The organism is Kitasatospora sp. NPDC015120 (assembly GCF_043080305.1).
In the GTDB taxonomy this organism is placed as follows: Bacteria; Actinomycetota; Actinomycetes; order Streptomycetales; family Streptomycetaceae; genus Kitasatospora.
Genome location: NZ_JBIBVJ010000005.1, coordinates 16,087 through 40,260, shown reverse-complemented (window position 1 = coordinate 40,260; position 24,174 = coordinate 16,087). Strand labels below are relative to the sequence as shown.

24 protein-coding genes are annotated in these 24,174 nt (G+C 75.4%); 11 read left to right on the top strand and 13 right to left on the bottom strand.

The window, feature by feature from the left end; all coding sequences use genetic code 11:
• Nucleotides 1–109: 109 nt before the first annotated feature.
• A complete protein-coding gene (locus tag ACF1AK_RS14315; protein WP_391499105.1) occupies nt 110–1,075 on the bottom strand; it encodes a LysR family transcriptional regulator in 966 nt (321 codons plus the stop codon).
• Nucleotides 1,076–1,232: 157 nt separating this feature from the next.
• Here ACF1AK_RS14315 and ACF1AK_RS14310 point away from each other — a divergent pair, with 157 nt between their 5' ends.
• Nucleotides 1,233–2,483 (top strand): MFS transporter, encoded by a 1,251-nt coding sequence (locus ACF1AK_RS14310; protein WP_391499104.1) that lies wholly within the window; start codon nt 1,233–1,235, stop codon nt 2,481–2,483.
• Nucleotides 2,484–2,493: 10 nt separating this feature from the next.
• The gene (locus ACF1AK_RS14305) at nt 2,494–2,979 is read left to right on the top strand and encodes a macro domain-containing protein (protein WP_391499103.1); all 486 of its coding nucleotides are present in this window, start codon (nt 2,494–2,496) and stop codon (nt 2,977–2,979) included.
• Here ACF1AK_RS14305 and ACF1AK_RS14300 read toward each other — a convergent pair.
• Entirely contained in the window at nt 2,967–3,506 is a 540-nt protein-coding gene (locus ACF1AK_RS14300) for a GNAT family N-acetyltransferase (RefSeq protein WP_391499102.1), read from the bottom strand. The genes ACF1AK_RS14305 and ACF1AK_RS14300 overlap by 13 nt on opposite strands.
• Before the next feature lie 180 nt (nt 3,507–3,686).
• On the opposite strand from ACF1AK_RS14300, the gene ACF1AK_RS14295 reads away from it, so the two are divergent.
• Nucleotides 3,687–4,484 (top strand): TetR family transcriptional regulator, encoded by a 798-nt coding sequence (locus ACF1AK_RS14295; RefSeq protein WP_391499101.1) that lies wholly within the window; start codon nt 3,687–3,689, stop codon nt 4,482–4,484.
• Nucleotides 4,485–4,523: 39 nt separating this feature from the next.
• Here the strand turns inward: ACF1AK_RS14295 and ACF1AK_RS14290 are convergent, their stop codons facing one another.
• Nucleotides 4,524–5,837 (bottom strand): GNAT family N-acetyltransferase, encoded by a 1,314-nt coding sequence (locus tag ACF1AK_RS14290; protein WP_391499100.1) that lies wholly within the window; start codon nt 5,835–5,837, stop codon nt 4,524–4,526.
• 134 nt (nt 5,838–5,971) lie between these two features.
• Between ACF1AK_RS14290 and ACF1AK_RS14285 the strand changes: the two genes are divergently transcribed.
• On the top strand, nt 5,972–6,694 hold the full coding sequence (locus ACF1AK_RS14285; RefSeq protein WP_391499099.1) for a dienelactone hydrolase family protein: 723 nt from the start codon (nt 5,972–5,974) through the stop codon (nt 6,692–6,694).
• Between the two features lie 82 nt (nt 6,695–6,776).
• Here ACF1AK_RS14285 and ACF1AK_RS14280 read toward each other — a convergent pair whose 3' ends face one another.
• From ACF1AK_RS14280 to ACF1AK_RS14265, 4 genes are all read right to left on the bottom strand, one after another.
• A complete protein-coding gene (locus ACF1AK_RS14280) occupies nt 6,777–8,204 on the bottom strand; it encodes a C40 family peptidase (RefSeq protein WP_391499098.1) in 1,428 nt (475 codons plus the stop codon).
• A gap of 253 nt (nt 8,205–8,457) precedes the next feature.
• Nucleotides 8,458–9,555, bottom strand: coding sequence for a hypothetical protein (locus ACF1AK_RS14275; protein ID WP_391499097.1), 1,098 nt, complete (start codon nt 9,553–9,555; stop codon nt 8,458–8,460).
• A 69-nt stretch (nt 9,556–9,624) separates the two neighbouring features.
• Entirely contained in the window at nt 9,625–11,526 is a 1,902-nt protein-coding gene (locus tag ACF1AK_RS14270) for a threonine/serine exporter ThrE family protein (protein ID WP_391499096.1), read from the bottom strand.
• Nucleotides 11,527–11,653: 127 nt separating this feature from the next.
• A complete protein-coding gene (locus ACF1AK_RS14265) occupies nt 11,654–12,358 on the bottom strand; it encodes a DedA family protein (protein ID WP_391499095.1) in 705 nt (234 codons plus the stop codon).
• Nucleotides 12,359–12,623: 265 nt separating this feature from the next.
• On the opposite strand from ACF1AK_RS14265, the gene ACF1AK_RS14260 reads away from it, so the two are divergent.
• Nucleotides 12,624–12,941 (top strand): hypothetical protein, encoded by a 318-nt coding sequence (locus ACF1AK_RS14260; protein ID WP_391499094.1) that lies wholly within the window; start codon nt 12,624–12,626, stop codon nt 12,939–12,941.
• Here ACF1AK_RS14260 and ACF1AK_RS14255 read toward each other — a convergent pair.
• Nucleotides 12,871–13,686 (bottom strand): TetR family transcriptional regulator, encoded by an 816-nt coding sequence (locus ACF1AK_RS14255; RefSeq protein WP_391499093.1) that lies wholly within the window; start codon nt 13,684–13,686, stop codon nt 12,871–12,873. The two genes, ACF1AK_RS14260 and ACF1AK_RS14255, sit on opposite strands and share 71 nt — an antisense overlap.
• Nucleotides 13,687–13,995: 309 nt before the next feature.
• Between ACF1AK_RS14255 and ACF1AK_RS14250 the strand changes: the two genes are divergently transcribed.
• Entirely contained in the window at nt 13,996–15,153 is a 1,158-nt protein-coding gene (locus tag ACF1AK_RS14250) for an acyl-CoA dehydrogenase family protein (RefSeq protein ID WP_391499092.1), read from the top strand.
• A 100-nt stretch (nt 15,154–15,253) separates the two neighbouring features.
• On the opposite strand, the gene ACF1AK_RS14245 is transcribed toward ACF1AK_RS14250, so the two are convergent.
• Nucleotides 15,254–15,520, bottom strand: coding sequence for a hypothetical protein (locus tag ACF1AK_RS14245; protein WP_391499091.1), 267 nt, complete (start codon nt 15,518–15,520; stop codon nt 15,254–15,256).
• 160 nt (nt 15,521–15,680) lie between these two features.
• Between ACF1AK_RS14245 and ACF1AK_RS14240 the strand changes: the two genes are divergently transcribed.
• The gene (locus ACF1AK_RS14240) at nt 15,681–15,998 is read left to right on the top strand and encodes a cupin (RefSeq protein ID WP_391499090.1); all 318 of its coding nucleotides are present in this window, start codon (nt 15,681–15,683) and stop codon (nt 15,996–15,998) included.
• A 34-nt stretch (nt 15,999–16,032) separates the two neighbouring features.
• Here ACF1AK_RS14240 and ACF1AK_RS14235 read toward each other — a convergent pair whose 3' ends face one another.
• Nucleotides 16,033–16,713 carry a TetR/AcrR family transcriptional regulator gene (locus tag ACF1AK_RS14235; RefSeq protein ID WP_391499089.1) on the bottom strand — a complete coding sequence of 227 codons (681 nt, stop codon included), beginning with the start codon at nt 16,711–16,713 and terminating at the stop codon, nt 16,033–16,035.
• A 109-nt stretch (nt 16,714–16,822) separates the two neighbouring features.
• Between ACF1AK_RS14235 and ACF1AK_RS14230 the strand changes: the two genes are divergently transcribed.
• From ACF1AK_RS14230 to ACF1AK_RS14215, 4 genes are all read left to right on the top strand, one after another.
• Nucleotides 16,823–18,364, top strand: coding sequence for an MFS transporter (locus ACF1AK_RS14230; RefSeq protein WP_391499088.1), 1,542 nt, complete (start codon nt 16,823–16,825; stop codon nt 18,362–18,364).
• Nucleotides 18,365–18,498: 134 nt separating this feature from the next.
• Nucleotides 18,499–19,137: a class I SAM-dependent DNA methyltransferase gene (locus ACF1AK_RS14225; protein ID WP_391499087.1), complete on the top strand. Its 639-nt coding sequence runs from the start codon at nt 18,499–18,501 to the stop codon at nt 19,135–19,137.
• Between the two features lie 354 nt (nt 19,138–19,491).
• The gene (gene tatA, locus ACF1AK_RS14220; RefSeq protein WP_391499086.1) at nt 19,492–19,821 is read left to right on the top strand and encodes a Sec-independent protein translocase subunit TatA; all 330 of its coding nucleotides are present in this window, start codon (nt 19,492–19,494) and stop codon (nt 19,819–19,821) included.
• A gap of 248 nt (nt 19,822–20,069) precedes the next feature.
• The gene (locus ACF1AK_RS14215; RefSeq protein ID WP_391499085.1) at nt 20,070–20,666 is read left to right on the top strand and encodes a potassium channel family protein; all 597 of its coding nucleotides are present in this window, start codon (nt 20,070–20,072) and stop codon (nt 20,664–20,666) included.
• Here ACF1AK_RS14215 and ACF1AK_RS14210 read toward each other — a convergent pair.
• The 3 genes from ACF1AK_RS14210 to ACF1AK_RS14200 all read right to left on the bottom strand — a co-directional run bounded on the left by ACF1AK_RS14210 (nt 20,663) and on the right by ACF1AK_RS14200 (nt 23,989).
• Entirely contained in the window at nt 20,663–21,037 is a 375-nt protein-coding gene (locus ACF1AK_RS14210) for a VOC family protein (protein ID WP_391499084.1), read from the bottom strand. The two genes, ACF1AK_RS14215 and ACF1AK_RS14210, sit on opposite strands and share 4 nt — an antisense overlap.
• Nucleotides 21,038–21,094: 57 nt before the next feature.
• Entirely contained in the window at nt 21,095–22,783 is a 1,689-nt protein-coding gene (locus ACF1AK_RS14205; protein WP_391499083.1) for an alkaline phosphatase D family protein, read from the bottom strand.
• 126 nt (nt 22,784–22,909) lie between these two features.
• The gene (locus tag ACF1AK_RS14200) at nt 22,910–23,989 is read right to left on the bottom strand and encodes a hypothetical protein (protein WP_391499082.1); all 1,080 of its coding nucleotides are present in this window, start codon (nt 23,987–23,989) and stop codon (nt 22,910–22,912) included.
• Between the last annotated feature and the right edge of the window lie 185 nt (nt 23,990–24,174).

Genomic DNA, 24,174 nt, shown 5'->3' with positions numbered 1-24,174 from the left:
GGTGGAGCCGTCTCCGGATCGAACAACCGTCCGGCGCCGGGTGATTCCTGCTCGGAACAGGTTCGTACACCGCCGTCGCCGGGGCGGCCGCGCCCGGACGGCGGAGCGCTCAGGACGCCAGCAGCGCGGCGTCCGGGGCCGGCAGCCAACTGCCCGCCGGCCGCCGCAACCAGTCCTCGCGCGCGCCGAGTTCGGCGGCCGCGGAGAGCAGCGCGGCCAGCCCGGGATGCCGCAGGTCCGGGCGGTGCACCAGGCTCACCAGGCTGAGCGGCACCGGATCGGCCAACGGCACGTTCACCGCGCCCGGCAGCACCGGTCCGCCGACCGTGGTCAGCATCGGGTCCCCGTGCCGGGCGAGGTAGCGGGCCGTCTCCTCCACCCCCACCGGCGGGACGCGCGGCACCGCCGGAGTCAGACCGTGCTCGCGCAGCAGCCGCAGCCCGAGGTCGGCCCACTCGGTGGTGGCCGGGTTGCCCGCGCAGACGTCCACCGGATGACCGGCCAGATCGGCCGGCCGCAGGAACGGCCGGGCGGCGAGCGGATGACCGGCCGCCATCATCACCGACATCCGCTCCAACCGGACCGGACGCTGGGCGAGTTGGGCCCGCACCCCGGCCGCCAGACCGGAGAAGCGGCCGAACGAGACGTCCAGCCGGTGGGCGAGCAGTTCATCGGCGGCGGCCGCCAGACCGCCGAGGAAGCGGGCCAGCAGTTCGCCCTCCGGCCAGGCGGCGCGGACCCGTTGGAGCAGCCGGTCCCCGGTGAGGTCCGGTCCGGTGACGTCACTGTTGAGGTCCAGCAGCAGCGGACGGTGCGCGGCGCCGGCCACAATCTCGTCGTGCAGCGCCAGCAGCCGGCGCGCCTTCGGCAGCAACCCGTGACCGGCCGAGGTGAGTTGGACGCTGCGGGTGGTGCGGGTGAACAGCGCGTCGCCGAGCAGCCGCTCCAGCGTCCGGACGTCCCGGCTGAGCGCCTGCTGGGCCACGTGCAGCCGCTCGGCGGCCCGCCCGAAGTGCAGCGTCTCGGCGGTCGCGACGAAACCGCGGAGCAGGCGGGGGTGCAGGTCACGGGGCATGGCGGCAGGCTAGCAACGCGGCCGGGCCGGGCGGTCCGGGTCTTCCCGGCCAGATCGACATCGTTCTGTTGTCAATGCGGCAGAACAGGTGTTGGACCGCGCACGGCCGGCGGCCCGAGGCTGGGGCCCTCCCCTCCCCCTCGTCCGCTGGAGTCCCGTGCTCACCCCGTACCGACGCCTGTTCACCCGGCCCGGCACCGCCGCCTTCACCCTGGCCGGGCTGCTCGGCCGGCTCTCGATGTCGATGACCGGCGTCTCGCTGGTGGTGCTGCTCGCCGAACGGCGCGGCTCCTACGCGCTGGCGGGCACCGTCGGCGCGGCGGGGCTGATCACCGGGGCGGTCGGCATGCCGGTGATCGGCCGGCTGGTCGACCGGTTCGGGCAGTCGAAGGTCACCGTCCCGGCGGCCCTCTCCAACGTGGTGCCGCTGTGCGCACTGCTGCTCTGCGTCCGCACCGGGGCGCCCGACTGGACGCTCTACGCCTGCTGGGCGGCTGGGGCGGCGGCGCCGAACCTCGGCGGCATGGCCCGGGCCCGCTGGGCGCACCTGCTGCGCGACGAGCCGGACGCGCTGCACCTCGCCACCTCCTTCGAACAGGTGCTGGACGAACTCTGCTTCATGGCCGGGCCGGTGCTCGGCATGGTGCTGTGCACCACGGTCGCGCCGGAGGCCGGGCTGCTCGCCGCCGGCGGGCTCGGCGCGTCCGGCGCGCTGCTCTTCGCGGCCCAGCGCCGCACCGAGCCGCCGCTCGCCGCCCGCCCGGCCGGCGGACGGCACGGCTCGCCGCTGCGGGTACCGGTCCTGCGGGTGCTGACCCTGACCTTCCTCAGCACCGGCATGGTCTTCGGTGCGCTGGACCTCACCACCGTCGCCTACGCGGACGCGCTGGGGCACCGGCCGGTCGCGGGCGGACTGCTGGCCCTGGTGGCGGCCGGGTCCTGCGCGGCCGGACTGGTCTTCGGCACGCTGCGGCCGAGCGGACCGGCGGGCACGCGCTTCCTGCGGGGCGTCGCGGCGATGGCGGGCTTGCTGCTCCTGCCGCTGGCCGCCGGGCTGGGCGGCGCGGGGCTCGCGCTGCTCGGGGTGGCGCTGTTCACGGCCGGGGCGGGGACCGCGCCGACCATGGTCACCGGCATGACGCTGCTGCAGGACCTGCTGCCGCGGCGGCAGTTGAACGAGGGCATGGCCGTCGCGGTGTCCGGCATCCTGGTCGGCATCTCGGGCGGCTCGGCGCTGGCCGGCGCCCTCGCCGAGCACGCGGGGCCCGGCACGGGCTACTGGATCCCGGCGGGGGCGGCGGCGCTCGCCCTGCTGATCGCCCTCGCGGGCCGCCGCCACCTGGCCGCCCCGGCCGCCGACGCCGTCCCGGCCGAGAACCCCGAACGCCTTGTCGGTGGGGCGCGCTAGCGTTCGGGGCATGGCGGAGGCGAGCACCATCACGTACGTCCGGGGCGATGCCACGGCGCCCCTGGGCAAGGGCGTGAAGGTGATCGCGCACGTCTGCAACGACCTCGGGGGGTGGGGGAAGGGGTTCGTCCTCGCGCTCTCGAACCGCTGGCGCGAGCCGGAGGCGGCGTACCGGCGGTGGCACCGGGAGCGGGCGTCGAACGACTTCAGGCTCGGCGCCGTACAGCTGGTGCGGGTCGGGGAGCACCTCTGGGTGGCCAATCTGGTCGGCCAGCGGGGCATCCGCACGGGCCGCTCCTCCGGACCGCCGGTGCGCTACGGGGCGATCGACACCGCGCTGGCGACGCTGGGCGGGCAGGCGCTCGGCCTGGGCGCGTCCGTGCACATGCCGCGGATCGGGTGCGGGCTGGCGGGCGGGCGCTGGGAGTCGGTGGAGCCGCTGGTGAGGGCCCGGCTGGCCGAGCGGGGGGTGCCGGTGACGGTCTACGACCAGTGACGGGCGAGGTCGGAGGCCGGCCAGGTGTACTCGTACTCCGGCAGCAGGTGGCCGCCGGGGAACTCGCCCTCGCGCACGTCGGTGCGGCAGGCGCCCTCGCGCTCGTAGAAGGCGACCGCCCGGGTGTTGGCCTGGAGCACCTCCAGGTAGAGGTCGGTCCCGGGGTGGCGGCGGGCCGTGTGGGTGCGGGCGGCGTCCAGGAGCTCGCGGCCGATGCCGCCGCCGGTCAGCCCGGGGCGGACGTGCAGGTTGTCGAGCAGGATCCGGCCGTCCCAGTGCGGCACGAGGTAGGCGAAGCCGACGACCTCACCGTCCCGTTCGGCGATCAGCAGCTCGGGGGTCGTCTCCGGGCCGCCGTAGTCGGCGGTCAGCCGCAGCTCCCAGATCTCGCGCCGCTCGGCGGCCAGCCCGTCGCCGAGGGCCTCGTCGGGGACGAGACCGGTGTACGCGGTGCGCCAGCTGTCGGCGTGCAGTTCGGCGACGGCGCCGGCGTCCCGGGCGGAGCCCTGCCGGATCACGGTGATCATGCGTCCAGCATCCCACCCAGCCTTGAACACGTTCAAGTCATGACCTACAGTCAGCTCATGACTTTGAACACGTTCGAAACCATCGGGGGGCCGGCGGCGGCACCGGGTGCGGAGGGGGCATCCGGTGCCGCAGGCGCCGACACCGGCTGGGACTGACCCCGTCGGGCTAGGCTCGGGGCCGTGGACGACCTGGCAGCGACGAACGGCACGAGCACGGCGAAGGGCAGCAGCGGCGCGGACGGAGGGGCCGGGGGCTCCGCCGAGGTGCGCGGCAGCCGCGCGCAGCCCAAGACCGACAAGAGCGAGCAGACCCGGGCCCTGATCCTGGAGACCGCGATGCGGCTCTTCCAGGAACGCGGCTACGAGAAGACCACCATGCGCGCCATCGCCACCGAGGCCGGCGTCTCGGTCGGGAACGCCTACTACTACTTCTCGGCCAAGGAATTCCTGATCCAGGGCTTCTACGACCGCATGACCTACGACCACGCGGCGGACGCCAGGCGCCGCATGGCGCACACCCGGGACTTCACCGAGCGCCTGGAGATCGCCCTGGCCTCCTGGCTCGACACGGCCGCGCCGTACCACGAGTTCTCGGCGCAGTTCTTCCGCACCGCCGCCGACCCGAACAGCTCGCTGAGCCCGTTCTCCAACGAGTCCCACCCGGCCCGGGCGACGGCGGTCGAGCTGTTCCGCGAGGTGCTGCAGGGCTCCGAACTGGCGCCGAAGCTGGACGCCGAGCTGGTCGAGCTGCTGCCCGACGTGCTCTGGCTGTACCTCATGATCGTGGTGCTCTACTGGGTCTTCGACCGCACCGAGGACACCGAGCGGACCCGGGAGTTCGTGCGGCGGTCCACGCCCATGGCGGCCCGGGTGATCAACCTCTCCCGCTACCGGGTGTTCCGGCCGATCGTCCGCGACGCCAAGGGCCTCATCCAGGACTTCATCCTGCCCACCATCGGGAAGAACGCCGTGAAGTAACGGACACCCCCGGCCACGGGGGCCGGGGGTGAGGGACGGTCAGAAGCCGTCGATGTTCCAGGACAGCAGCGGTGTGCGCAGCAGCAGGTCCGCGGCGGCGACCGCGCCCGGGCGCAGCTCGGTGACCAGGCCGGCCACCGCGAGCCGCGGCAGCGTCTCGCCGGCCAGGTAGAGCGCGCCGAGCGCCGAGGCGTCCAGCGCCAGATCGGCCTCGTCGGTGGTCCGCACGCAGCGGCCGGTGCCGTCGGCGGCGGTCTCCAGCGCCCAGCGGCCGGCGGCGTAGCCGTCCCGGTCCTCGACCTCCAGCACCACGCGGCCGGGCGCGCCGTAGGTCCGGGCGTTGAAGGCGGCCTCGACGTCCAGCACCCGCAGCCACATGAAGTCGGCGTTCTCGGCGTGCGGGGTGGCGGCGCGCGGCTCCTTCAGCAGCATCGGCAGCGGGTCGTCCGGGCCGACGTTCTCCACCGTGATCCTGCGCACCCAGTCGACCGAGAAGAGGTAGCGCCACAGCTCGGTGGCGGTCGCCCGGTCGAGCGCGAAGAAGTCGAGGACGGTGAGCGTGCAGTTCGGGTAGGAGCCGTCCCAGGTGTCGTCGACCTTGTAGACGGCCTGGCCGGTGGGGGTGCCCTCGGCGTCCCGGTGGATGACGGCGAAGGGCTCCTTCCAGTCGAAGCCGGGGACCTCGATCTCGCCGGTGTGGCGCGCCCAGGTCAGCTCGTCGCGGTCGATCGCGCCGGGCTGGGTGACCCGCCAGCGGTCGAACAGCTCGGGACCCACCTTGCGCAGCTCCGCCATGCTCACCAGGTCGATCCGCCCGCCGGGCACGGTGGGCAGGCCGTCCCGCAGACCGCCGGCGCGGAGCAGGTCGATGTTCCAGCCGTGACCGCGGGTGGCGGGCCCGAAGCCGTAACGGCCGTAGATGTTGTACTCGGCGGCGACCAGGATGGCGACGGCGGCGCCGCGCTCCCGGGCGGCCGCGAGGTCCCCGGTCATCATCCGGCGCAGCAGGCCGCGCCGCCGGTGGGTGGCGGTCACGGTGACCGCGGTGATCGCGTCGGCCTTGACCACCGCGCCGCCGGGGACGGTCAGTTCGGCGTCGAAGCTGCGGAAGGTGGCGACGATCCGGTCGTCGTCGAACGCCCCGATCATCCGGCCCGGCTCCCACTGGCGGCGGCGGAACTCCGTCGCCCGGCCGACGTGCGAGCGCAGGAAGCCGACGGCGAGCGCCCGGTCCCACTCCTCGACCTCGTCCTCGCCGACCGCCCGGATCTCGATCCCGTCGACGTCGTTGCCCTGGTCCTTCAATCGGCCGCTGCCCGGATCACGGGGGCCGCCGTTCGTCTCGTTGCCCATTCGCTCACCGTACGGCGGGATTTCGGCGAGGGCACCCGATTTATTCCGGGGGCGGCGGGCGGCCCCGCGGCCGCGTTGTCCGCCCTCGGTGAAGACGGTTCCGGACCGGCCCGGGCGGCACTAGCGTCCGGTCCATGACGACGGTCACCACACGCACGATCGCCTATCCGGCCGACGGACTGACGATGCTGGGGCACCTCGCACTGCCCGCCGGCACCGGCCGCCGGCCCGCTGTCCTGCTCGGTCCCGAGGGGCCGGGACTCGACGACGTCCAGCGCCGACGCGCCGACGCCCTCGCCGAACTGGGGTACGTGGTCTTCGCCTTCGACCTGCACGGCGGGCGCTGGATCGCCGATCCGCAGGAGATGCTGGCGCGGGTGATGCCCATGCTCGCCGACCCCGACCGGCTGCGGGCACTCGGCCGTGCGGCCCTCGACGTGCTGCGCGACGAACCGCGCACCGATCCCGGCCGGATCGCCGCCATCGGCTATGGCACCGGCGGCGCGATCGCGCTGGAACTCGGCCGCGCCGGCGAGGACCTGCGGGCGATCGGGACGGTCAACGGCCTGGTCACGGGCCGGCCGGGCGAGACGGCGCGCATCCGCTGCCCGGTGTGGGCCGGGGTCGGGTCGGAGGATCCGATCATGGCGCCCGCCCAACGCGACGCGTTCGCCGCCGAGATGCAGGCCGCGGGCGTCGACTGGCGCCTGGTGGTCTACGGCGGGGCCGAGCACGCCTTCCACCACCCGCCGGTCGACCACGCCGTGCGGCCCGGCGTCGCCCACCACCCCCGGCAGGCGGAACGGGCCTGGCGCGACGTCCTCGGCCTGCTCGCCGAGTGCCTGCCGGTGCCGTGACGCGGCGAGCGGGCACCCGGCCCGGATCAGGGCCGGGGCCGCACGGGTCGGGGCAGCACGGGCCGGGGCAGCACGGGCCGGGTCAGGGGCGGGCGTAGAAGTCCGGGGTGCCCATGATCCAGAGGCTGGCCTGCTTGACCGGCACACCGGCCCGGGGGGCCTCGATCATCTGGTCGTCGCCGATGTAGAGGCCGACGTGGTGGATGTCCGCAGCGCGGCCGGTGGTGCTCCAGAAGACCAGGTCACCGGGGCGGAGCTGGCGGTAGGTGACCGGGGTGGACTGGGCGTACTGGTCGGCGGCGAAGTGGTTGAGGCGCTTGCCGCCCTGACGCCACGCCATCATGGTGAGCCCGGAGCAGTCGTAGCCGCCCGGGCCCTCGCCGCCCCAGACGTAGGGCAGGCCGATCGTGGCGCGGGCGAAGGCGATGGCCGCCGCCGCGCCGTCGGCCGACCAGGGGCGCGGCGGCGGGGGTGCGGCGGTGGAGGCGGCGGGCGGGGTGTTCTTCGCGGCTTCGGCGGCCTCGGCGGCGGCCTTCTCGGCGGCCTCGGCAGCGGCCTTCTCGGTCGCGGCCTTCTCGGCGGCCCGGGCCTCGGCCTCGCGGGCGGCCCGTTCCGCCGCGGCCTGCTCGGCGGCCGCCCGCTCCGCCGCCTCGCGCTCGGCCGCCGCCTTCTCGGCCGCCGCGCGGGCGGCGGCCTCGGCCTCCCGGGCGGCGATCGCCTCCAGGGCCTCGCGCCGCTGCCGTTCCAGCTCGACGGTGGTGTGACGGGCGGCGGCGAGGTCCGCGAGCAGCTGCTCGCGCCGCAGCCCGGTGGCCGCCACCAGGTTCTGCTGCTCCGCCAGCCGGGCCTCGGCGCGGCCCCGGGCGGCGCCGACCGCGGCGGCGGCGCGTTCGGCGGCCCCGGTCGCGGCGCGCGCGGCGGCGGCGGCCCGGGCCGCCCCGGCGGCCGTGGAGACCGCCGCGTCGAGGATCTGCCGGGTGCGGTCGCTGGCGACCCCGACCACCGTGGCCCGGTCCCCGGCCTCGCGCGGGCCGCGCGCGCCGAGCAGGGCGTTGATCGCGGAGAGTTCGGCGGTGGTGCCCTGCCGGTACGTCTCGGCGGCCAGCTCGGCGGCCTCCTCGGCGGCCTCGGCCCGCTCGGCCTCGGCGGCGGCCGACCGGCCGGCGGCGGCGGACTCCTCCGCGCGGGCCCGGGAGAGGGCCAGTTGGGCGCCGTTGTAGGCCTCGACGGCCTGTTCGGCGGTCCGGGCGGCGCGGTCGGCCTCGGCCTTGGCGGCGGTGAGCCCGGCCTCGATGGCGGCGACCGTACCGGCCCGGAGGTCGGCCTCGGCCCGGGCCCGGTCGATCTCCTCGGCGGAGGGGAAGGCCTGCTCCCCCGGCGCCGCCGCGGCCGACGGCTCGGCGGGGGCGGACGGCGGGCCCGGCTCGCCCGGGGCGGCCGACGCGGCGGGGAGCAGTCCGAGCAGGGCGGTGAGGGACAACAGGAGGGTCGGCAGGAGCCTGCGCGCCACGATTCATCCCTTCGAACGGTCACGAGGGGGTGGAGCGGCCGCGCACGCGCGCACCGCCGCAGGACCGAGGGGTGGCGACGGGACCGGCGGGGTGCCCGGCGCCGCCGGCGACCCGGCGAACCATCCCATTCCGCGACAGGGCAGTCACTGTCCGCCATGGTCTCAAGCCGGGCCGCTTTCCCCCTTCAGGCCCGCGCCGCCGACCGGGTGACCGTCGGACGGTCCGGCCGGAGCCCGGCTCCGGACGCCCGGTTCAGCGGCTCATCCTGCGGGTGTGCGTCCGCAGCCGGCGTCGCCGGCCCGGGCGGGGCTCCTGTCCGGACGGGGCGATCGCGTACGTCCGGCTGCGGCCGGCCCGCACCGCCCGCCGCCGCTGCCCGGAGCGGTCGTGCCGCCCCGCCCGGTCACCCGGTGCGCCGTACGCCGGTGCGCCGGAGGTCCCGGCGCCGCGGTGACCGCCGGAGGGGTGCTCCGCGCCGCCCGCCGCCGAGCGGCGGTCGGCCAGCCGGGCGGAGCGCCGGGCCAGCGCCCGGGCGGTGTGCGCGTCCAGGTGGGCGGTGGCCCGGGCGGCCATCTGCTCGGCCACCCGGTGGGCGGCCGGGTGGTGGGCCGGCACCTTGTCCGGCGCCCCGGCGATCAGGTCGAAGAGCCAGGTCCGGGCCCGGTCCGCGCGCCGGTGCAGCAGGCGCTCGCGCCGCAGCGCCCGGGCCCGCAGGCGCGGGCTCGACGCGTAGCGCCAGCGCGCCCAGGGGCTGCTCGGGCGGGCCAGCCGGACCGCGCCGATCCAGGAGAGACCGGGCACCATGATGCCGAGCAGTCCGGTCCACACCTTGCCCTTGAGCAGGGTGACGACCATCGCCAGCGCGTTCACCGAGATCACCGTCACCAGCCCCCACCTGGTCTCCCCGGTGGGCTCGGCGCCGAGCGGGACGTAGCCGACGAGCAGCAGGCCGGTGAAGAGGATGCCGAAGATCACCGCGTCCACCGACTTGCGGCCCTGCTCGCTCCAGTAGACGTCGTCCAGGTGCAGGATCAGCGCGAACTCGTCCAGCACCAGGCCGCAGCCGATGCCGAAGAGCAGCCCGAAGAGGTCGATCCACGGATGCCCGCCGTAGGTCGCGAACACCCCGATGCCGCCGGCCAGCAGGAAGCCGAGGCCGAAGACCATGTGGTGGATGTGCAGCCCGCCGGGCGTCACGTTGCCCGGCCACCAGCGCACCTGGGCCCTGATCATCCGCACGCTGAACCGGATGAACACGAACGAGGTGATGAACCCGACCAGCAGCAGGAACAGCGGTTGCTTGTGCGCGGCGACGATGTGGTCGCGGTAGCCGTCCAGCAGTGTGGTCATGGGTCTTACCTTCGTTCCTGGTGCTGCGTGCGGCCTGCCGCGACATGGCCCGGGGGCCAACGGCCGGCGTCAGAAGCCGCGGGTGCGCTTGGCCGCCCGGCGCGGGATCACCGGGGCGAGCGACGGCCGCTCGACCCCGACCGGGAGCTTCATGAAGAGCCGGGCGATCTCCCCGCCCAGGTTCACGCCGATGGCCAGCGCCATGGCGATCGCGGCGGCCCTGGTGATCTGGACCAGACCCCCGCTGGGGTGGCCCTGGGCGAACGAGAGCATGCCGAGGTAGAGCGCCGAACCGGGCATCAGCGGGCCGATCGCGGCGGTGACGTACGGCAGCGCGGACCCGTTGCGGTAGCGCGCCATCAGCTGGCCGAAGAGGCCGACCAGGCCGGCCGCCACCCCGGTCGCCACGATCGGCGAGACCCCGGCGTTGTAGGCCAGCACACCGTAGCTGGCCCAGCCGATGCCGCTGTTCAGGGTGACCAGGGCGAGCGAGCGGCGGTCGGTCTGGAGCAGCATCGCGAAGGCGAGGGTCAGCACCATGGCGGCGACCATCTGCACCGGCGGGTAGCTGATCCCGACCAGCGACTCGTCCGGTTTGAGCTTCGCCTGGAAGCCGACGCCCAGGTAGAGGATCAGCATCACGCCGATGACGATGCCCGCCACCAGGTAGATCACCTCCAGCAGGCGGGCCGCGGCGGTGATGTAGAAGCCGGTCAGACCGTCCTGGACGGCGGCGACCAGGGCGCGCCCGGGCAGCAGCGCGAACAGTCCGCCGGTGATCACCACGGAACCGCGCAGGCCCAGGTCGTTGAAGGAGAGCACGATGCCGGAGGCGGCGGCCGGCATCGCGGCCAGCACGAACTGGTAGAACTCCGGAAGCCCGCGACGGGCGATCAGCGAGGCCAGCCGGTCGCCGAGCACGGCGGCGACGAAGGCGCTGAGGAAGACCAGCCAGGCCTTGTCGTCGATCCGCCCGCCGACCAGGAAGGTCGCCGCGCCGGCCAGCAGGCCGGTGTTCAGCGCGAGCAGCCAGGCCGCGTACGGGTGCCGGTTGCGGCGGATCACCGCGAGCCGGCGGTAGGCGTCGTTGACGCTGACCTGCTCGGCGGTGATGTCCGCGACCAGCTCGTACACCGCGTTCAGCCGGGTGTAGTCGGAGGTGCGGCGGCGCACCACGCGGTCGGCGGTGATCGGCGGCTCGACCAGCGAGGGCTGGTGCGAGATGCCGATCAGGGTGAAGGTGACCTGCGGTTCGCAGCGGTCCAGCCGGTAGGCGTGCGCGATGCCGAGCATCGCCGCCTCGACGTCCTCGGCGGCCTCGCCGCTGGCCAGCAGCAGTTCGCCGATGCGCAGGGTGAGGTCGAGGATGCGCGGGACGTTGCGGGCGGCCGCGGCGGAGGGGTGCATCTCGCGGGCGGTCCGCTCGAAGGCCGGGCGCTCGGACATCGGGGTGCGCAGCAGGGTGCGCATCCGGTCCGGCCAGGGCGCCTCGCCGGGGGCGCCCTGGCTGAGGGCGCCGAGCGGGATGCCGCTCGGCGGGGTGTAGCCGGCCGCCCGCCACTCCTCGGGGGTGAGGGTGTCCTCGGCCACGGAGCGGCGGCGGCGGGCCGGGGCGGGCGGTTCCTCGGCGGCGGCCCGCGGACCGGCGTCCCGGGGGCCCGCGTCCTGCGGGCCCGCGTCCTGCGGGCCCCTCGGCGACGGCTGCCCGGCGGCGGCCGTCGGCTCGGGTTCGGGCTCGGGTTCGGGTTCGGGGGCCAGCAGGCCCTTGGTCTCGGGGACGGGCAGGGCGAGCGGGATCTCCACGGTCTGCTCGGTGACCGGGGCGGGGTGCCCGAGCAGCCCCTCGGTGGGCGGCGCCTCGGAGGGGTGGACCGGCCGCGCGGCGGCGGCCGGGCGGGCCTGCCGCTGCGGGCGGCCGCCCCGGCCGCCCCTGGCCCTCTTGCCGCCGCCCGGCCGGCCCCGCTTCGGCACTTCCGCTCCTTGCCACCCCTGGCGGTGCCGGTCCCCCGGGCCGCCGATCGATCTCCGCCTACACCTTGCCTGATCGAACTGCGGGACGCACATGTACGCGGCGGCGGGCCGGGACGCTCCCGGACGCCTACCCGGCGCGGTGGCGGCCGCCGCGCCCGGCCGCGGGGGCCCCGGCAGGCCCGGTCCGGGCGGCGGCGGCCGGGGCGGCCCGGCCGGAGCGGCGGGCGCGGAGCAGTTCGACGGCCACCGGGATCACCGAGACCAGCACGATGCCGACCAGGATCGCCTCGATGTTGTCCCGGACGAACGGGATCTGCCCGAGGAAGTAGCCGAGCACCGTGACACCGGCGCCCCACAGCACGCCGCCGATCACATTGAAGAGGACGAAGACGCGGTAGTTCATCCCGCTCACACCCGCGACGATCGGGGTGAAGGTGCGGACGATCGGCACGAAGCGGGCCAGCACGATCGCCTTCGGGCCGTGCCGGTCGAAGAAGGCCGCCGCCTTCTCCACGTTCTCCTGCTTGAACAGCCGGGAGTCGGGGCGCCGGAACAGGCTCGGGCCGACCTTCCGCCCGAACAGGTAGCCGACCTGGTCGCCGGCCACCGCCGCGAGCACGATCAGCGCGCAGATCAGCCAGAGCGGCTGGTGCAGGTAGGTGCCGTCGGCCACCAGCAGACCGGTGGTGAAGAGCAGCGAGTCACCGGGGAGGAAGAAGCCGATCAGCAGTCCGGACTCGGCGAAGACGATGGCCAGGATGCCGAACGGCCCGAAGGTGGAGATCAGGTGGGTCGGATCGAGCCAGGACGGGCCGAAGGCGAGGCTGGTCACGGTGCGGACTCCTGAGGGCCTGAAGGAAGGTCGACTCTTGGCAATGAAACAGTAAAGCATTCACCAAGAGAGCATCGGATGCCCCTGGGCCCGGGAAGAAGTCGGACCATCATCCGGATCCCACCATCGGGGGAATCCGCACCCGTGCGGTGGAGTTCCTCCGCGGCCCCGGTGAATCCTGGGCGGGCGACGCCGGACGACGGGCTGCGGAGCGGCCGTTCCGGCAGCCGCCACCCCTTCGCCTTCCATCCTCGGGGAGACCACCGTGTCCCGTATCCGCACAGCCGCCGCCGTCACCGCCCTCGGGGCCCTCCTGTTCGCGGGCGCCGGCACCGCCCACGCCGAGGACGGCGCGGGCAGCCAGTCCGCCGCGAGCACGGTGAGCAACACCGGCTCCGGCAACGTCCTCGGCAATGTCGCCGGCAACGCGGTCGGCACCCAGCAGACCGCCACCGGCTCCGGCGCGGGCAACCAGTCCAACACCCTCGCCACGGCCGGCAACACCGGCAGCGTCAGCGTGCTGCAGGACAACGGCAGGCTCCCCGCCCCGGTCGCCCCGGTCGCCCCGCCGGCCGGCGGCTGATCCTCCTCCGCCGAGCGCGCCCGGCCGGGGCGGACCGGAGCCGGCCCGGGTCATCGGCCCGGATCAGCCGGTCACGCCGGGCGACGTCCACGGACGCGGCCAGGGCCGCCGCCGGCACCCGCTCCGGCCGCCCGCCCGGGTCGGCGGTGATCACGCCGCCGCCCTCGTGCCAGAGCCGCTCCCGGCCACGCACCAGGGTCGCCGCCGGCCACTGCGCCTTGCTGTCGAGGTGCCGGTAGACGCTGGCCCCGGAGATCCCCACGGCAGCGCCGAGGCGGTCGGTGCCGGCGTTGTCGAAGCCGTGCCGGTGGAACAGCCGCACGGCCGCGGCCAGCAGTTCCTCCCGGCACGGCGGCCGACCGGGCGGGGCGGCGGGGTCGGGCGCGGCGCCGGCGGGGCGGCCGATAGGCAGGAGAGCCCGGCCCCCGCCGAAAGCGCCGACCGGCAGAGCAACTCGGCGTCCCCGGCGGCGAGTCCGGGCCGCTCGGCGCCCAGCAGGGCCGCCATCCGGCCGACGTCGGCCCACAGTTGACGGCGCAGGGCCGCCCGACGGCCCGGCGGAGCGGACCGCGGAGCGCGCCGCGCCCGCCAGCGCGTCCTGCCCCACCCGGACGGTGCGGTCCAGCAGTTCGAGCTCGCCCCGGAAGTGCCGGTAGAGCGCGGGCGCGGTGATGCCGACACCGGCGGCGACCTCCGCCGTCGGGACCCGGTGGTGACCGTCGCGGTGGAAGCGGCCGGCGGCCACGGCCAGGATCTGCGCCCGCCGGACCCCTGCGGGCGGCCGTCGCACCGCCCTGACACCCGCCCCCGCTCGAAGCCGCTCCGGCGACGGCCCGCGGCAGGCCGGCAGCCGTTCATCCGGGCCCGGCCGGGCCTGCCACCAGGCCGTTCACAGCAAGCGGACACCGCTCCCGGAGCCCCGGTCCCACCCTGGACAGCCGAAGCTACCCGGGATTAACTTGTGGGGCGATCAGCGGGTCCACCGGGCCCCCGCGCCGGCTCCATCGAACGTGGCACCACCGAACGTCAGGCACCGTCGAAGGGAGGCGCCGCCGTGCGCCGCACCGTGTTCACCGAGGACCACGAGGCCTTCCGGGAGACCATCCGGGACTTCATCGCCAACGAGGTCGTCCCCGTCTACGAGAGCTGGGAGGCCGAGGGCCACCCGCCGCGGGACTTCTACCGTCAGCTCGGTGCGCTCGGCGTCTTCGGCATCGAGGTGCCCGAGGAGTACGGCGGCGCGGGCGAGACCGGCTTCAAGTACCAGGCCGTGGTCGCCGAGGAGACGGCGCGGGCCGGGGTCAGCTTCGGCTCCTCCGGGGTGCACACCGGCCTGGTGCTGCCCTACCTGCTGGAGTACGCGACCGAGGAGCAGAAGCGCCGCTGGCTGCCCGGCTTCGTCTCCGGCGACCTGATGACCGCGATCGCGATGACCGAGCCGGGCGCCGGCTCCGACCTCGCCGGCATCTCCACCACCGCGCGGCTCTCGGAGGACGGCACCCACTACGTCCTCAACGGCGCCAAGACGTTCATCACCGGCGGGGTCCTCGCCGATCTGGTCCTGGTGGTCTGCCGCACCTCGCCGCACGACCCGCAGGACCGCCGGGCCGGTCTCTCCATCCTCTGCGTGGACACCACCTCCCCCGGCTACAGCGTCGGCCGCAAGCTGCAGAAGATCGGCCTGCGCACCTCGGACACCGCCGAGCTGTCCTTCTCGGACGTCAAGGTGCCGGTGGAGAACCTGCTCGGCGAGGAGGGGAGGGCGTTCACCTACCTGACCCACAACCTGGTGCAGGAACGGCTGGCGATCGCGGTCAGCGCGTACGCGGCCTCCGCGGCGGCGGTGCGCTTCGCGGTGCAGTACGTCAAGGAACGCAAGGTGTTCGGCAAGACGGTCGCCGAGTTCCAGAACACCAAGTTCACGCTCGCCGACTGCGAGGCCCAGGTGATGGCGCAGCAGTCGATGGTCGACCGCGCGCTGGAGCTGTACCAGGACGGCGCGCTGACGGTGGCCGACGCGGCGGCGGCGAAGCTGTTCTGCACCGAGTCGGCGTCCGGCGTGATCGACAAATGCCTTCAGCTGCACGGCGGTTACGGCTACATCCTGGAGTACCCGATCGCCCGGCTCTACACCGACAACCGGGTGTTCCGGATCTACGGCGGCACCAGCGAGGTCATGCGCAGCATCGTCGCCAAATCGCTCGGGCTCTAGGCCCTCAGCCGCACGGCCCCTCGGCCGCGCGGCCGTTCACCCGTCCGGCGGAGTCGCTCGTCCGGCGGACCCGGCCGGGTGCACGGGACGGCCGCCGCGGTCAGTTGGGCGAGTGGTGCTCGGTGCGCCAGGCGTCCCAGCCGGCCGACGACGCCACCTTGGCCTCGTGCAGGGCCCGCTGGGCCAGGGCGGCGGGCGGGGTCTCCAGCCGCCGGACCCACTTGCGGCCGGCCGTGGCCAGCGCCGCGCACACCATCACCGCGCCCGCCGTCCCGAACAGCGCGCCGATGCCCGTCAGCACCGCGCCGCCGGCCAGCAGCGAGCGGTTGACCTGGAACCCGCTGAGAAAACGCTCGTTGGTCGCCATGCCTCCACGATGGAGGCAACCGGCCGCCGCCGCACGCCGAGCGCACCCGCGCGGTGCGGCCCGGCGCGCCTCGGCGTGCGGGCACGGGGCGCGTCCGGGACGCTGGGCCGCAGGAGCGCCCGCGCAGCAGGACGGCACCCGGACGGCAGGAGGACGCGCGATGGTCGATCTCGAACAGCTCGTCGCGGAACACGCGGCCCTGGCGGCCGAGAGCCCGCACGGGCGCAGCGCCCACCTGGTGCTGCACGACGGGGTGCTGCGGCAGACGGTGATCGCGCTGACGGCGGGCACCTCGCTCGACGAGCACAACGCCCCGGCCGCCGCCAGCGTCCAGGTGTTGCGCGGGCGCGTCTCGCTCACCATCGCCGGGCGGCGCGAGGAGCTCTCGGCCGGGCAGTTGCAGGCCGTCCCGCAGGAGCGGCACGGCCTGCTGGCCCACGTCGACTCGGTGGTGCTGCTGACGGCCGTCACCGCCTGAGCCGGGGCCGGCCGGGCCGGGCGAGGGCCGCCGCTCAGGCCGCCGGGCCGTGCCAGCCCGCCGGGCCGTGCCAGTCCGGCGCGGGCTCCGGCTCCGGCTGCGACCCATGATCCGATTCCGGCTCGGGCTTCGGCTTCGGCTTCAGCACCGAGCCGCCGACCAGCTCCAGTCCGCGCAACAGATCCCGCCCGCCCGGCGCCATCTCGGGCGCGGCCAACCACTGCCCGGCGAGGCCCACCAGCAGTGCCTGGTAGAAGGCGCCGCGGGCCAGCTCCTCCTCGGTGTCCGGCACCTCGGGGAGCCCCTGGAACACGGCCGCCAGCCCGAGCCGCCCGTCCTTCTGGACCCCGGCCAACGCCTCCCGCAGCTCCGGCGCCCGTTCCACCTGCACCATCGCCTCGAACTGCGAGGCCCACAGACCCCGGTGCTCGGCGATGGTCTCGCGCACGCCGTCCCAGACCGCGACGAACCGCTCCTCCGGGTCGTCGGACGCCTCGTTGGCCCGCGCCACCACGGCCGCCACCATCAGGCCCCATTCCCCCGTCGCCTCGATCAGCGCCGCGTTGAGCAAGGCCTCCTTGGAACCGAAGTGGTAGCCGATGGCCGCCAGGCTGACGCCCGAGGCGGTGGCGATGTCCCGGGCGGTGGTGCGCCCGTAGCCCTTCTCGATCAAACAGCGCTTGGCGCCGGCCATGAGGTCCTCGCGATTTCCCATGCCGGCATGCTACGCCGGATCGGGACAAACGTCTTGCACGCATGTCTCGCACGAGCGATTCAGACGTACGTACTAGACAAGCGTCTGACACGCCCGTACGGTCTTCCCCATGACCGCAACCACCGGCCGCGCAGGCCGCCGCGCATGGATCGGCCTCGCCGTCCTTCTGCTCCCGACCCTCGTCCTGGCCATGGACATGGGCGTGCTCTTCTTCGCCGTCCCCTACATCTCCACCACGCTGGCGCCCAGCGGCACCGAGCAGCTGTGGATCATGGACATGTACTCGTTCCTGCTGGCCGGGCTGCTGATCACCATGGGCGCGCTGGGCGACCGGATCGGCCGCCGCCGGCTGCTGATGATCGGCGCCGCCGGCTTCGCCGGGGCCTCGCTGCTCGCCGCCGCCGCGGACACCGCGGGCCAGCTGATCGCCGCCCGCGCCCTGCTCGGTGTCGCCGGGGCCACCGTGATGCCCTCGACCCTCGCGCTGATCCGCACCATGTTCCACGACCCCAAGCAGCGCCAGATCGCCCTCGGCGCCTGGGGCGGCATCCTGACCACCGGCGCCACCCTCGGGCCGGTCGCGGGCGGCCTGCTGCTCGACCACTTCTGGTGGGGCTCGGCCTTCCTGCTCGCCGTCCCGGTGATGGCCCTGGTCCTGCTCACCGCCCCGGTGCTGCTCCCCGAGTACCGCTCCCCGCAGCACGGCAGCTTCGACCTGCCCGGCGCCGTCCTCTCCCTGGCCGCCGTCCTGCCGCTGGTCTACGGCGTCAAGACGCTCGCGGTGGACGGCTGGGACCCGCTCGCCGCGCTCGCCGTCCCGGCCGGCCTGCTCCTCGGTGGCGCGTTCTACTGGCGGCAGCGCACCGCCGCCAACCCGCTGCTCGACCTCGCCCTGTTCCGGATCCGCGCCTTCAGCGGCGCGATCAGCGTCAACACGGTGGCGATGTTCGCGATGATGGGCTTCACCCTCTTCACCTCGCAGTACCTGCAGCTGGTCAAGGGCATGAGCCCGCTCACCGCCTCGCTCTGGTCGCTCGTCCCCAGCGTGGGCGTGGGCGCCGCGGTCGGCCTCGGCGCGGCGCTCGCCGGGAAGGTCCGCCCGGCGGTGATGATGGCCGGAGGCTTCCTGATCGGCGCGGCCGGCTTCGCAATGATGACCCGGGTCGGCGCGGACTCCCCGCTGGCGTTCATCCTCACCGCGGCGGGCGTGCTGGCCGCCGGCACCGTCGGCACCATGACCCTCACCGCCGAGATGGTCGTCTCCGCCGCCCCCGTCGAGCGGGCCGGCGCCGCCTCCGCCACCTCCGAGACCGCCGTCGAGCTCGGCAGCTCCCTCGGCATCGCGCTGCTCGGCGCGGCCGGCGCCGCCGTCTACCGCTCCCGCCTGGACGGCACCCTCCCGGCCGGCCTGGACGGCGAGGCCGCCCGCACCGCGCAGGACACCCTCGGCGGCGCGGTCACCGTCGCCGCCCGGCTGCCCCGCCGGCTCGGCACCGATCTGCTCGCCACCGCCCGCACCGCGTTCACCGACGGGCTGCACGTCGCCGCCGTCGTCGGCCTCGTCCTCGCGGCCTGCGCGGCCCTCCTCGCCTACCGCCTCATGCGCCACCTCCCCGCCGCCGTCCCCGCCCCCGAGCCGGCCGCCGCCTGACCCACCGCCGATCCCCCGCGAGCGCGTCATCGCAGCCCCCGCCCACCCCGGGCGGGGGCTGCCGCGTTCCCGCCCGGGTCCGCACCGACGACCTGCCGGCTGCGCCGAAGGGGGCCGCGTGCCAGGCTGCCTGGATGAGCAACGAGGTGAACCACGGGCGGGTGCGCGGGAGTTATGACGCGGTGGCGGAGGAGTACCGGGAGCGGGTCGGGGGCGAGCTGGGGTTCAAGGTGATGGACCGGGCCCTGTTGGGGGTGGTGGTCGAGGGGGCCGCCGGGGGCACGGTGGCGGATCTGGGGTGCGGGCCGGGGCATGTGGCGGGGTGGCTGGCCGGACAGGGGGTCCGCGCGGTCGGGGTGGACCTCTCGCCCGCGATGGTGGCGGTCGCCCGGCGGGACCACCCCGGGGCGGAGTTCCGGGTCGGGGACCTCCTGGGGCTGCCGGCCCGGGACGGCGAGTTCGCGGCCGCGGTGGCGCTCTACTCGGTGATCCACCTGGAGCCGGAGGAGCTGCGGCCGGCCTTCGAGGGGATCCGGCGGGTACTGCGGCCGGGCGGCGTGCTGCTGGTGGCGTTCCACCTCGGCACCGAGGTCCGGCGGCTGGACGAGTGGTGGGGCCACCGGGTGGACCTGGACTTCCACTTCCTGGAGGAGCGGACGGTGGCCGGACTGCTCGCCTCGGCCGGGTTCACCGTGACGGCCCGGCTGGAGCGGGGCCCGTACCCGCAGGAGGCGCAGACCCGCCGCGGCTACCTGTACGCGCACCGGGACTGACCGCCGGGAGCGACCGGGGGACCGCGGACGGGGGACGGAACCGGCCAAAAGGCGGGCACGGCCCCGGCCCGGGAAGCGTGCTCCCCGGTCGCGCGTTCCCCGGCCGGACCGGGCGGCACCGGTGTGCGGCGGCCGGCGGGGACCGGTCGCGCCCGGCCCGACCTCGGCGGATGACGGCGCCCCGGGCGGGCCGTGGGGCACCGCGCGCCGTCCGCCCCCGCAACATCTGGTTTTTGACCAGCGTTTCCCGGCCGGTGTATACGTTCGCCGCCACGGCCAGGCATACTGGCCAGGACGGGCGCTTTGCCCACCTGTGACGTATGACACTAGACGAGAAGGGACCGGTGGCCAGGGATGCTGCGTAACGGTCTGGAGCCCTGGCACGTGCTCGTGGTGCTGGCTGTCGTGATCCTGCTGTTCGGGTCGAAGAAGCTGCCGGAGATGGCCCGCGGCCTCGGCAAGTCGATGCGCATCCTCAAGGCGGAGACGAAGGCGATGCGCGAGGACGACACGCCCGCCGCCGACGCCGCCCAGGGCACCGCCCAGAACACCACCGCCCCGAGCACCGCTGCCCCGAGCACCGCCGCCCCGGCGCAGCCGGCTGCCGAGCAGCCCCGCCAGGCCGTGAACCCGACCACGGTGACCAAGGCCACCGAGCAGCCGCGGTCCACCACCACCGCCTGAGACCCGGCGGCCCGAATCCGGCCGGAGCCCCCGCCCCGTGGCGGGGGCTCCGTCGTGTCCGGCTGTTCGGCCGTCCCGCCACCGGATTCGACTGGCCGTCCGTGGTGATCCGTTGTCTCCTGGTGTGCACCACCGGAGGAACGGAGTCCAGGCATGGCGAGCGAGGAGGCGCCCGGCGCCCGGCCCGACGAACTCGCCGAGCTGCGCGCCCGTCCCGCCGCCGGCCCGGCCGGGGCGCGCCGACCGCGATGAGCACCCAGCAGCCCCCGCCCCGCCCCCCGTCCCGGGACACTCCCGATCCACGGGCCTGGGGCCTGCTGCTCGGCTCCTTCACCCTGCTGATGCTCGGCTACTTCACCCTTCCGCTGCGCGTCCTGGGCGAGGACCGCCCGGGCCTGAGCTGGGTGCTCTTCGGGGTGGTGCTGACCGGCCTGACCGGGCTGCTGGTGGCCCGGATCGTCGACACCTTCCGCGGCACGGGCCGTCACCCCGGAGTCTGGCTGGCCTTCCTGATCTGCCTCTCGCTGACCGTCTTCGCCGGCACCTACTACGTCCTGGCCGACCGCCCGGGCGAGTTCGTCGGGCTGGAGACCCGGCTCGACTCGCTGTACTTCACGGTCGTCACGATGGCGACCATCGGCTACGGGGACATCACCCCGGCCGGACAAGGGCCGCGGCTGGTGGTGCTGCTGCAGATCGCCTACAACTTCGTCTTCCTGGCGGCGGCGGCCGGCGCGCTGGGCCGGACCATCCGCAGCGGCATGGAGACCCGCGCCGCCCACCGGGAGGAGCACCCCCGCGAGCACCGCCGCGGCCACGGGCACCGCAGGGGCGGCGCTCCCTAGGAGCGGCCGGCGTCGATCACGCAGAAGCGGTTCCCGTCCGGGTCCTCGACGACCACGAAGTCCGGGTCCTCCGGGTAGAGGTCCCAGTCCACCCGGCGGGCGCCGAGGGCGACCAGCCGCTCCACCTCGGCCGCCTGGTCCGCCGCGTCCGCCGCGTAGAGGTCCAGGTGGACGCGCGGGTGGCGTTGCGGCGGGGTGGTGCTGCGGCCGAGCGCCACCTGGACGCCGGGCGCGCCGTCCGCCGGGACGAGCACCACCCAGCGGTCCTCGACCAGACCGTCGCGGGGGACGTAGCCGAGGGCCTCGCCCCAGAACGCCGCCGCGCGGCGGACGTCCGCCACCCCGAGCACCACCGAACCGATTCTCAGCACGCCGCCGATTCTGCCGGACGGGCGGGCGGGCCGCCCGTCCGACAGCCGGGTGAGCGGTCAGGCGGGGACCAGTCCGGGCTCCCCGGCCACCACGGCCCAGGAGGCGGAGGTCCGCACCGGCGACTCGCGGACGTCGACGCGGTCGACCGTGCGGGCGTCGGTCAGCCACCGCTCCCGGTCCACGTCCAGCCGCAGGTAGCCGCGGCGCAGGCCATCGAAGTAGCGCACGTGCGGGTTGAGCGAGGGGTTGAACGCCTTGAGCGCCGCGTCGAACGCGGCCGGGAACTCCGAACTGACGCTGGTGGCCGTGAACTCGACGGCGACCGGGGCGGCGGCGAGGTCGTCGCGGTCGATCCGAAGGTCGCTGAACCAGGAGGAGTGGATGTCCCCGGCGAGCACCACCGGGTTGGCCACCGCGGCGTCCCGCAGGAAGCGCAACAGCCGGGTGCGGGCGGGGTCGTAGCCGTCCCACTGGTCGAGGTTGGCGAGCGGCGGCAGCGGGTGGGCCGGGTCCAGGATGTTGGGGACGCGGATCTGACTCGCCATCACCTGCTGGGCGATGACGTTCCAGCGGGCCCGGGAGCCGCTCAGACCGCGGCGCAGCCACTCCTCCTGCTCGGCGCCGGTCAGGGTGCCGGAGGTGTTCCCGAGGCCGTCCCCGACGGGGCCGAAGTCCTGGCTGTGGCCGCCGGGCTGGTCGGTGCGGTACTGGCGGGTGTCGAGCACGTTGAGCCGCAGCAGGTCACCGAAGTCGAAGCGGCGGTACAGCCGGTAGTCGGGGGAGCCGTTGCGGTAGGGGTTCCGCAGCGGCATGTGCTCGTAGTACGCCTGGTAGGCGGCGGCGCGCTCGCGGGCCATGGCGGCGGGGTCCTGGTGGGCGGCGCCGGTGTCGTCGATCTCGTCGACCAGGCCGGCGTAGTTGTTCTCGACCTCGTGGTCGTCCCAGGTGACGATCCAGGGGAAGGCGGCGTGCGCGGCCTGCAGGGCCGGGTCGGTCTTGTACTGGGCGTGGCGGGCCCGGTAGTCGGCGAGGGTGACCAGTTGGTTGAGGCCCGGGGTCTGCGGGGTGGTGTGCAGCCGGTCCGGGAGGGCGCTGTTCGGGTCGGTCTCGTAGATGTAGTCGCCGAGGTGCACGACGGCGTCGAGGTCCTCGGCGGCCAGGGCGGTGTACGCGGGCCAGTAACCGTGCTGCCAGTCCTGGCAGTTGACCACGCCGAGGCGCAGCCGGCCGGGGCGGGCGCCGGCCGCGGGGGCGGTGCGGGTGCGGGCGGCCGGGCTGAGGTGGCGCCCGGCCCGGAAGCGGTACCAGTGGTCGCGGCCGGGCTGGAGTCCGCGCACGTCGACGTGGACACTGTGCGCGCGCCCGGCCTCGGCGGCGGCGACGCCGCGCCGGACGACCCGGCGGAAGTCCGGGTCCGTCGCGACCTCCCAGGAGACGGGCACGGTGCGGGTGCCCATCGAGGCGGCGTCGAACGGGTCGGCGACCAGCCTGGTCCACAGGACCACGGCGTCGGGCAGCGGGTCGCCGCTGGCCACGCCGAGGAGGAAGGGGTCGCGGCGGACCGGTTCCGCGTGCGCCGTACGGAGGTTGAGCGCCTGGGCGCCCGCCGCGACGGCCGCGCCGACCAGCAGGCCGCGGCGGCTGAGCGCGGCGGTCCGGGGGCGCGACGGGCCGGACGGCGGGGGTGTCGGGGACGCGGACGAGGCGGACGGCGAGGACGGCGAGGACGCGGCGGACGGCGGCACGGGAGACCTCCTGCGGCTGCTGAAGCTGGGGGACACCAAGGCCGACATTCCATCAGAGCGGCGTACGGTCCACCATGAACAGCAGGCGACACCCTTCCCCTCCCCCCCCCGTTCACCGCCCGGGAGTCACCGGCCGCGCCGGAGCAGCGACATCAGGAGCAGGAAGACGGCCGACAGCACGGCCGCCACCCGCAGCACGCCCGGCGCGGCCTCCCAGACCGCCTGGTTGGCCTGCTCGCCCGGGCCCATCGCGGTGCCCCAGCGGCCCTGGGCGCGGCCCCAGAACCAGAGCGAGCTGCCGCTGATCGTCATCAGCGGGATCCCGAACACGGCCACCTTGCGGGTGAGGTCGGACAGTTGGCGGGAGAGGTAGCCGAGCGCCCAGCCGATCAGCATGGCGATGAGCTGTCCGGTGACGGCGCCGCCGATCAGTACGGCGGCGGAGAGCAGCAGCAGCGCCGAGGGACGGCGGCCGGACGCCGCGGTCCTGGCGGGTCCGCCCGCGGCGTCGGGCGCGCCGTCGGCGGGGGCGGGCCCGGCGCCCGGCGCCCCGCCCTTGTCCCTGCCCTTGCCCTTGCGCGCCCTGGTCCTCTTCGCCCGGCGCTTCCCCTCGGGGGCGGCGGGCGGTCCGGCCGGATCGGGCGCCGCCGGGTCGCCCGGCGCGGCGCCCTCGCCCGCGCCGGGGCCGGTCTCGTCCTCGGGGGCGGTCCGCTGCCCGGGGATCGGCCGGTTGGACGCGACCGGGCCGTCCCCGAAGTCGATGCTCACGTAGTCCCAGTCACCCGTGTGCACGGCGCGGTACGCCGGCGGCAGCGCCTCGGGGTCGGCGGGGGCGCCCTCGACCGGCTTCACGATCCACGGCGAGCCGTCGTCCCGCCCGGAGGCGGCGGACGGCGCAGCCTTCGAGGACGGCGCAGCCTTCGAGGACGGCGCGGCCTTCGGGGACGGCGCCGCCTTCGGGGGCCGCGCGGGCGGCGGCAGGAACGCGGCAGTCGCGCCGTCCGCCCCGCCACCCGGCGCGGACGGCGGCGCGGACGGCGGTCCGGCAGGGCGCGGCGGCACCGGGGGGCGCGGCGGTGCGGCGGGCGCCGGCTCCTGCGCGTACACGCTGTCGCCCTCGCCACCCCCGCCCCGTCCCCCGGTCCCCTGAACACCCGGCGGCTCGCTCCAGGGCCCCTGCTTGCGCCACCACTCGCCGTCCGCCATCCCGCACACCCCGCCTTGCCCGTACCGAACCGGACCCGCCGCGCGCCCGGACGCGGCGTCGTCCCCGCCGACCGTGACGCTACCCACCCGCCGCCCCGCCACGCGAGCCGCAACGCCCCGGACGGCCACCGCCGCACCGGCCGTCGCGTCGACGCCGGGACCCTCCCGGCCCGCCGCCGCCCGAC

Excerpts from the sequence above, each read along its gene's own strand:
- ACF1AK_RS14315 (WP_391499105.1), bottom strand. The coding sequence starts at position 1,075 with ATGCCCCGTGACCTGCACCCCCGCCTGCTCCGCGGTTTCGTCGCGACC.
- ACF1AK_RS14305 (WP_391499103.1), top strand. The coding sequence starts at position 2,494 with ATGGCGGAGGCGAGCACCATCACGTACGTCCGGGGCGATGCCACGGCG.
- ACF1AK_RS14300 (WP_391499102.1), bottom strand. The coding sequence starts at position 3,506 with ATGATCACCGTGATCCGGCAGGGCTCCGCCCGGGACGCCGGCGCCGTC.
- ACF1AK_RS14290 (WP_391499100.1), bottom strand. The coding sequence starts at position 5,837 with ATGGGCAACGAGACGAACGGCGGCCCCCGTGATCCGGGCAGCGGCCGA.
- ACF1AK_RS14285 (WP_391499099.1), top strand. The coding sequence starts at position 5,972 with ATGACGACGGTCACCACACGCACGATCGCCTATCCGGCCGACGGACTG.
- ACF1AK_RS14275 (WP_391499097.1), bottom strand. The coding sequence starts at position 9,555 with ATGACCACACTGCTGGACGGCTACCGCGACCACATCGTCGCCGCGCAC.
- ACF1AK_RS14245 (WP_391499091.1), bottom strand. The coding sequence starts at position 15,520 with ATGGCGACCAACGAGCGTTTTCTCAGCGGGTTCCAGGTCAACCGCTCG.
- ACF1AK_RS14240 (WP_391499090.1), top strand. The coding sequence starts at position 15,681 with ATGGTCGATCTCGAACAGCTCGTCGCGGAACACGCGGCCCTGGCGGCC.
- ACF1AK_RS14235 (WP_391499089.1), bottom strand. The coding sequence starts at position 16,713 with ATGGGAAATCGCGAGGACCTCATGGCCGGCGCCAAGCGCTGTTTGATC.
- ACF1AK_RS14230 (WP_391499088.1), top strand. The coding sequence starts at position 16,823 with ATGACCGCAACCACCGGCCGCGCAGGCCGCCGCGCATGGATCGGCCTC.
- ACF1AK_RS14225 (WP_391499087.1), top strand. The coding sequence starts at position 18,499 with ATGAGCAACGAGGTGAACCACGGGCGGGTGCGCGGGAGTTATGACGCG.
- tatA (WP_391499086.1), top strand. The coding sequence starts at position 19,492 with ATGCTGCGTAACGGTCTGGAGCCCTGGCACGTGCTCGTGGTGCTGGCT.
- ACF1AK_RS14215 (WP_391499085.1), top strand. The coding sequence starts at position 20,070 with ATGAGCACCCAGCAGCCCCCGCCCCGCCCCCCGTCCCGGGACACTCCC.
- ACF1AK_RS14200 (WP_391499082.1), bottom strand. The coding sequence starts at position 23,989 with ATGGCGGACGGCGAGTGGTGGCGCAAGCAGGGGCCCTGGAGCGAGCCG.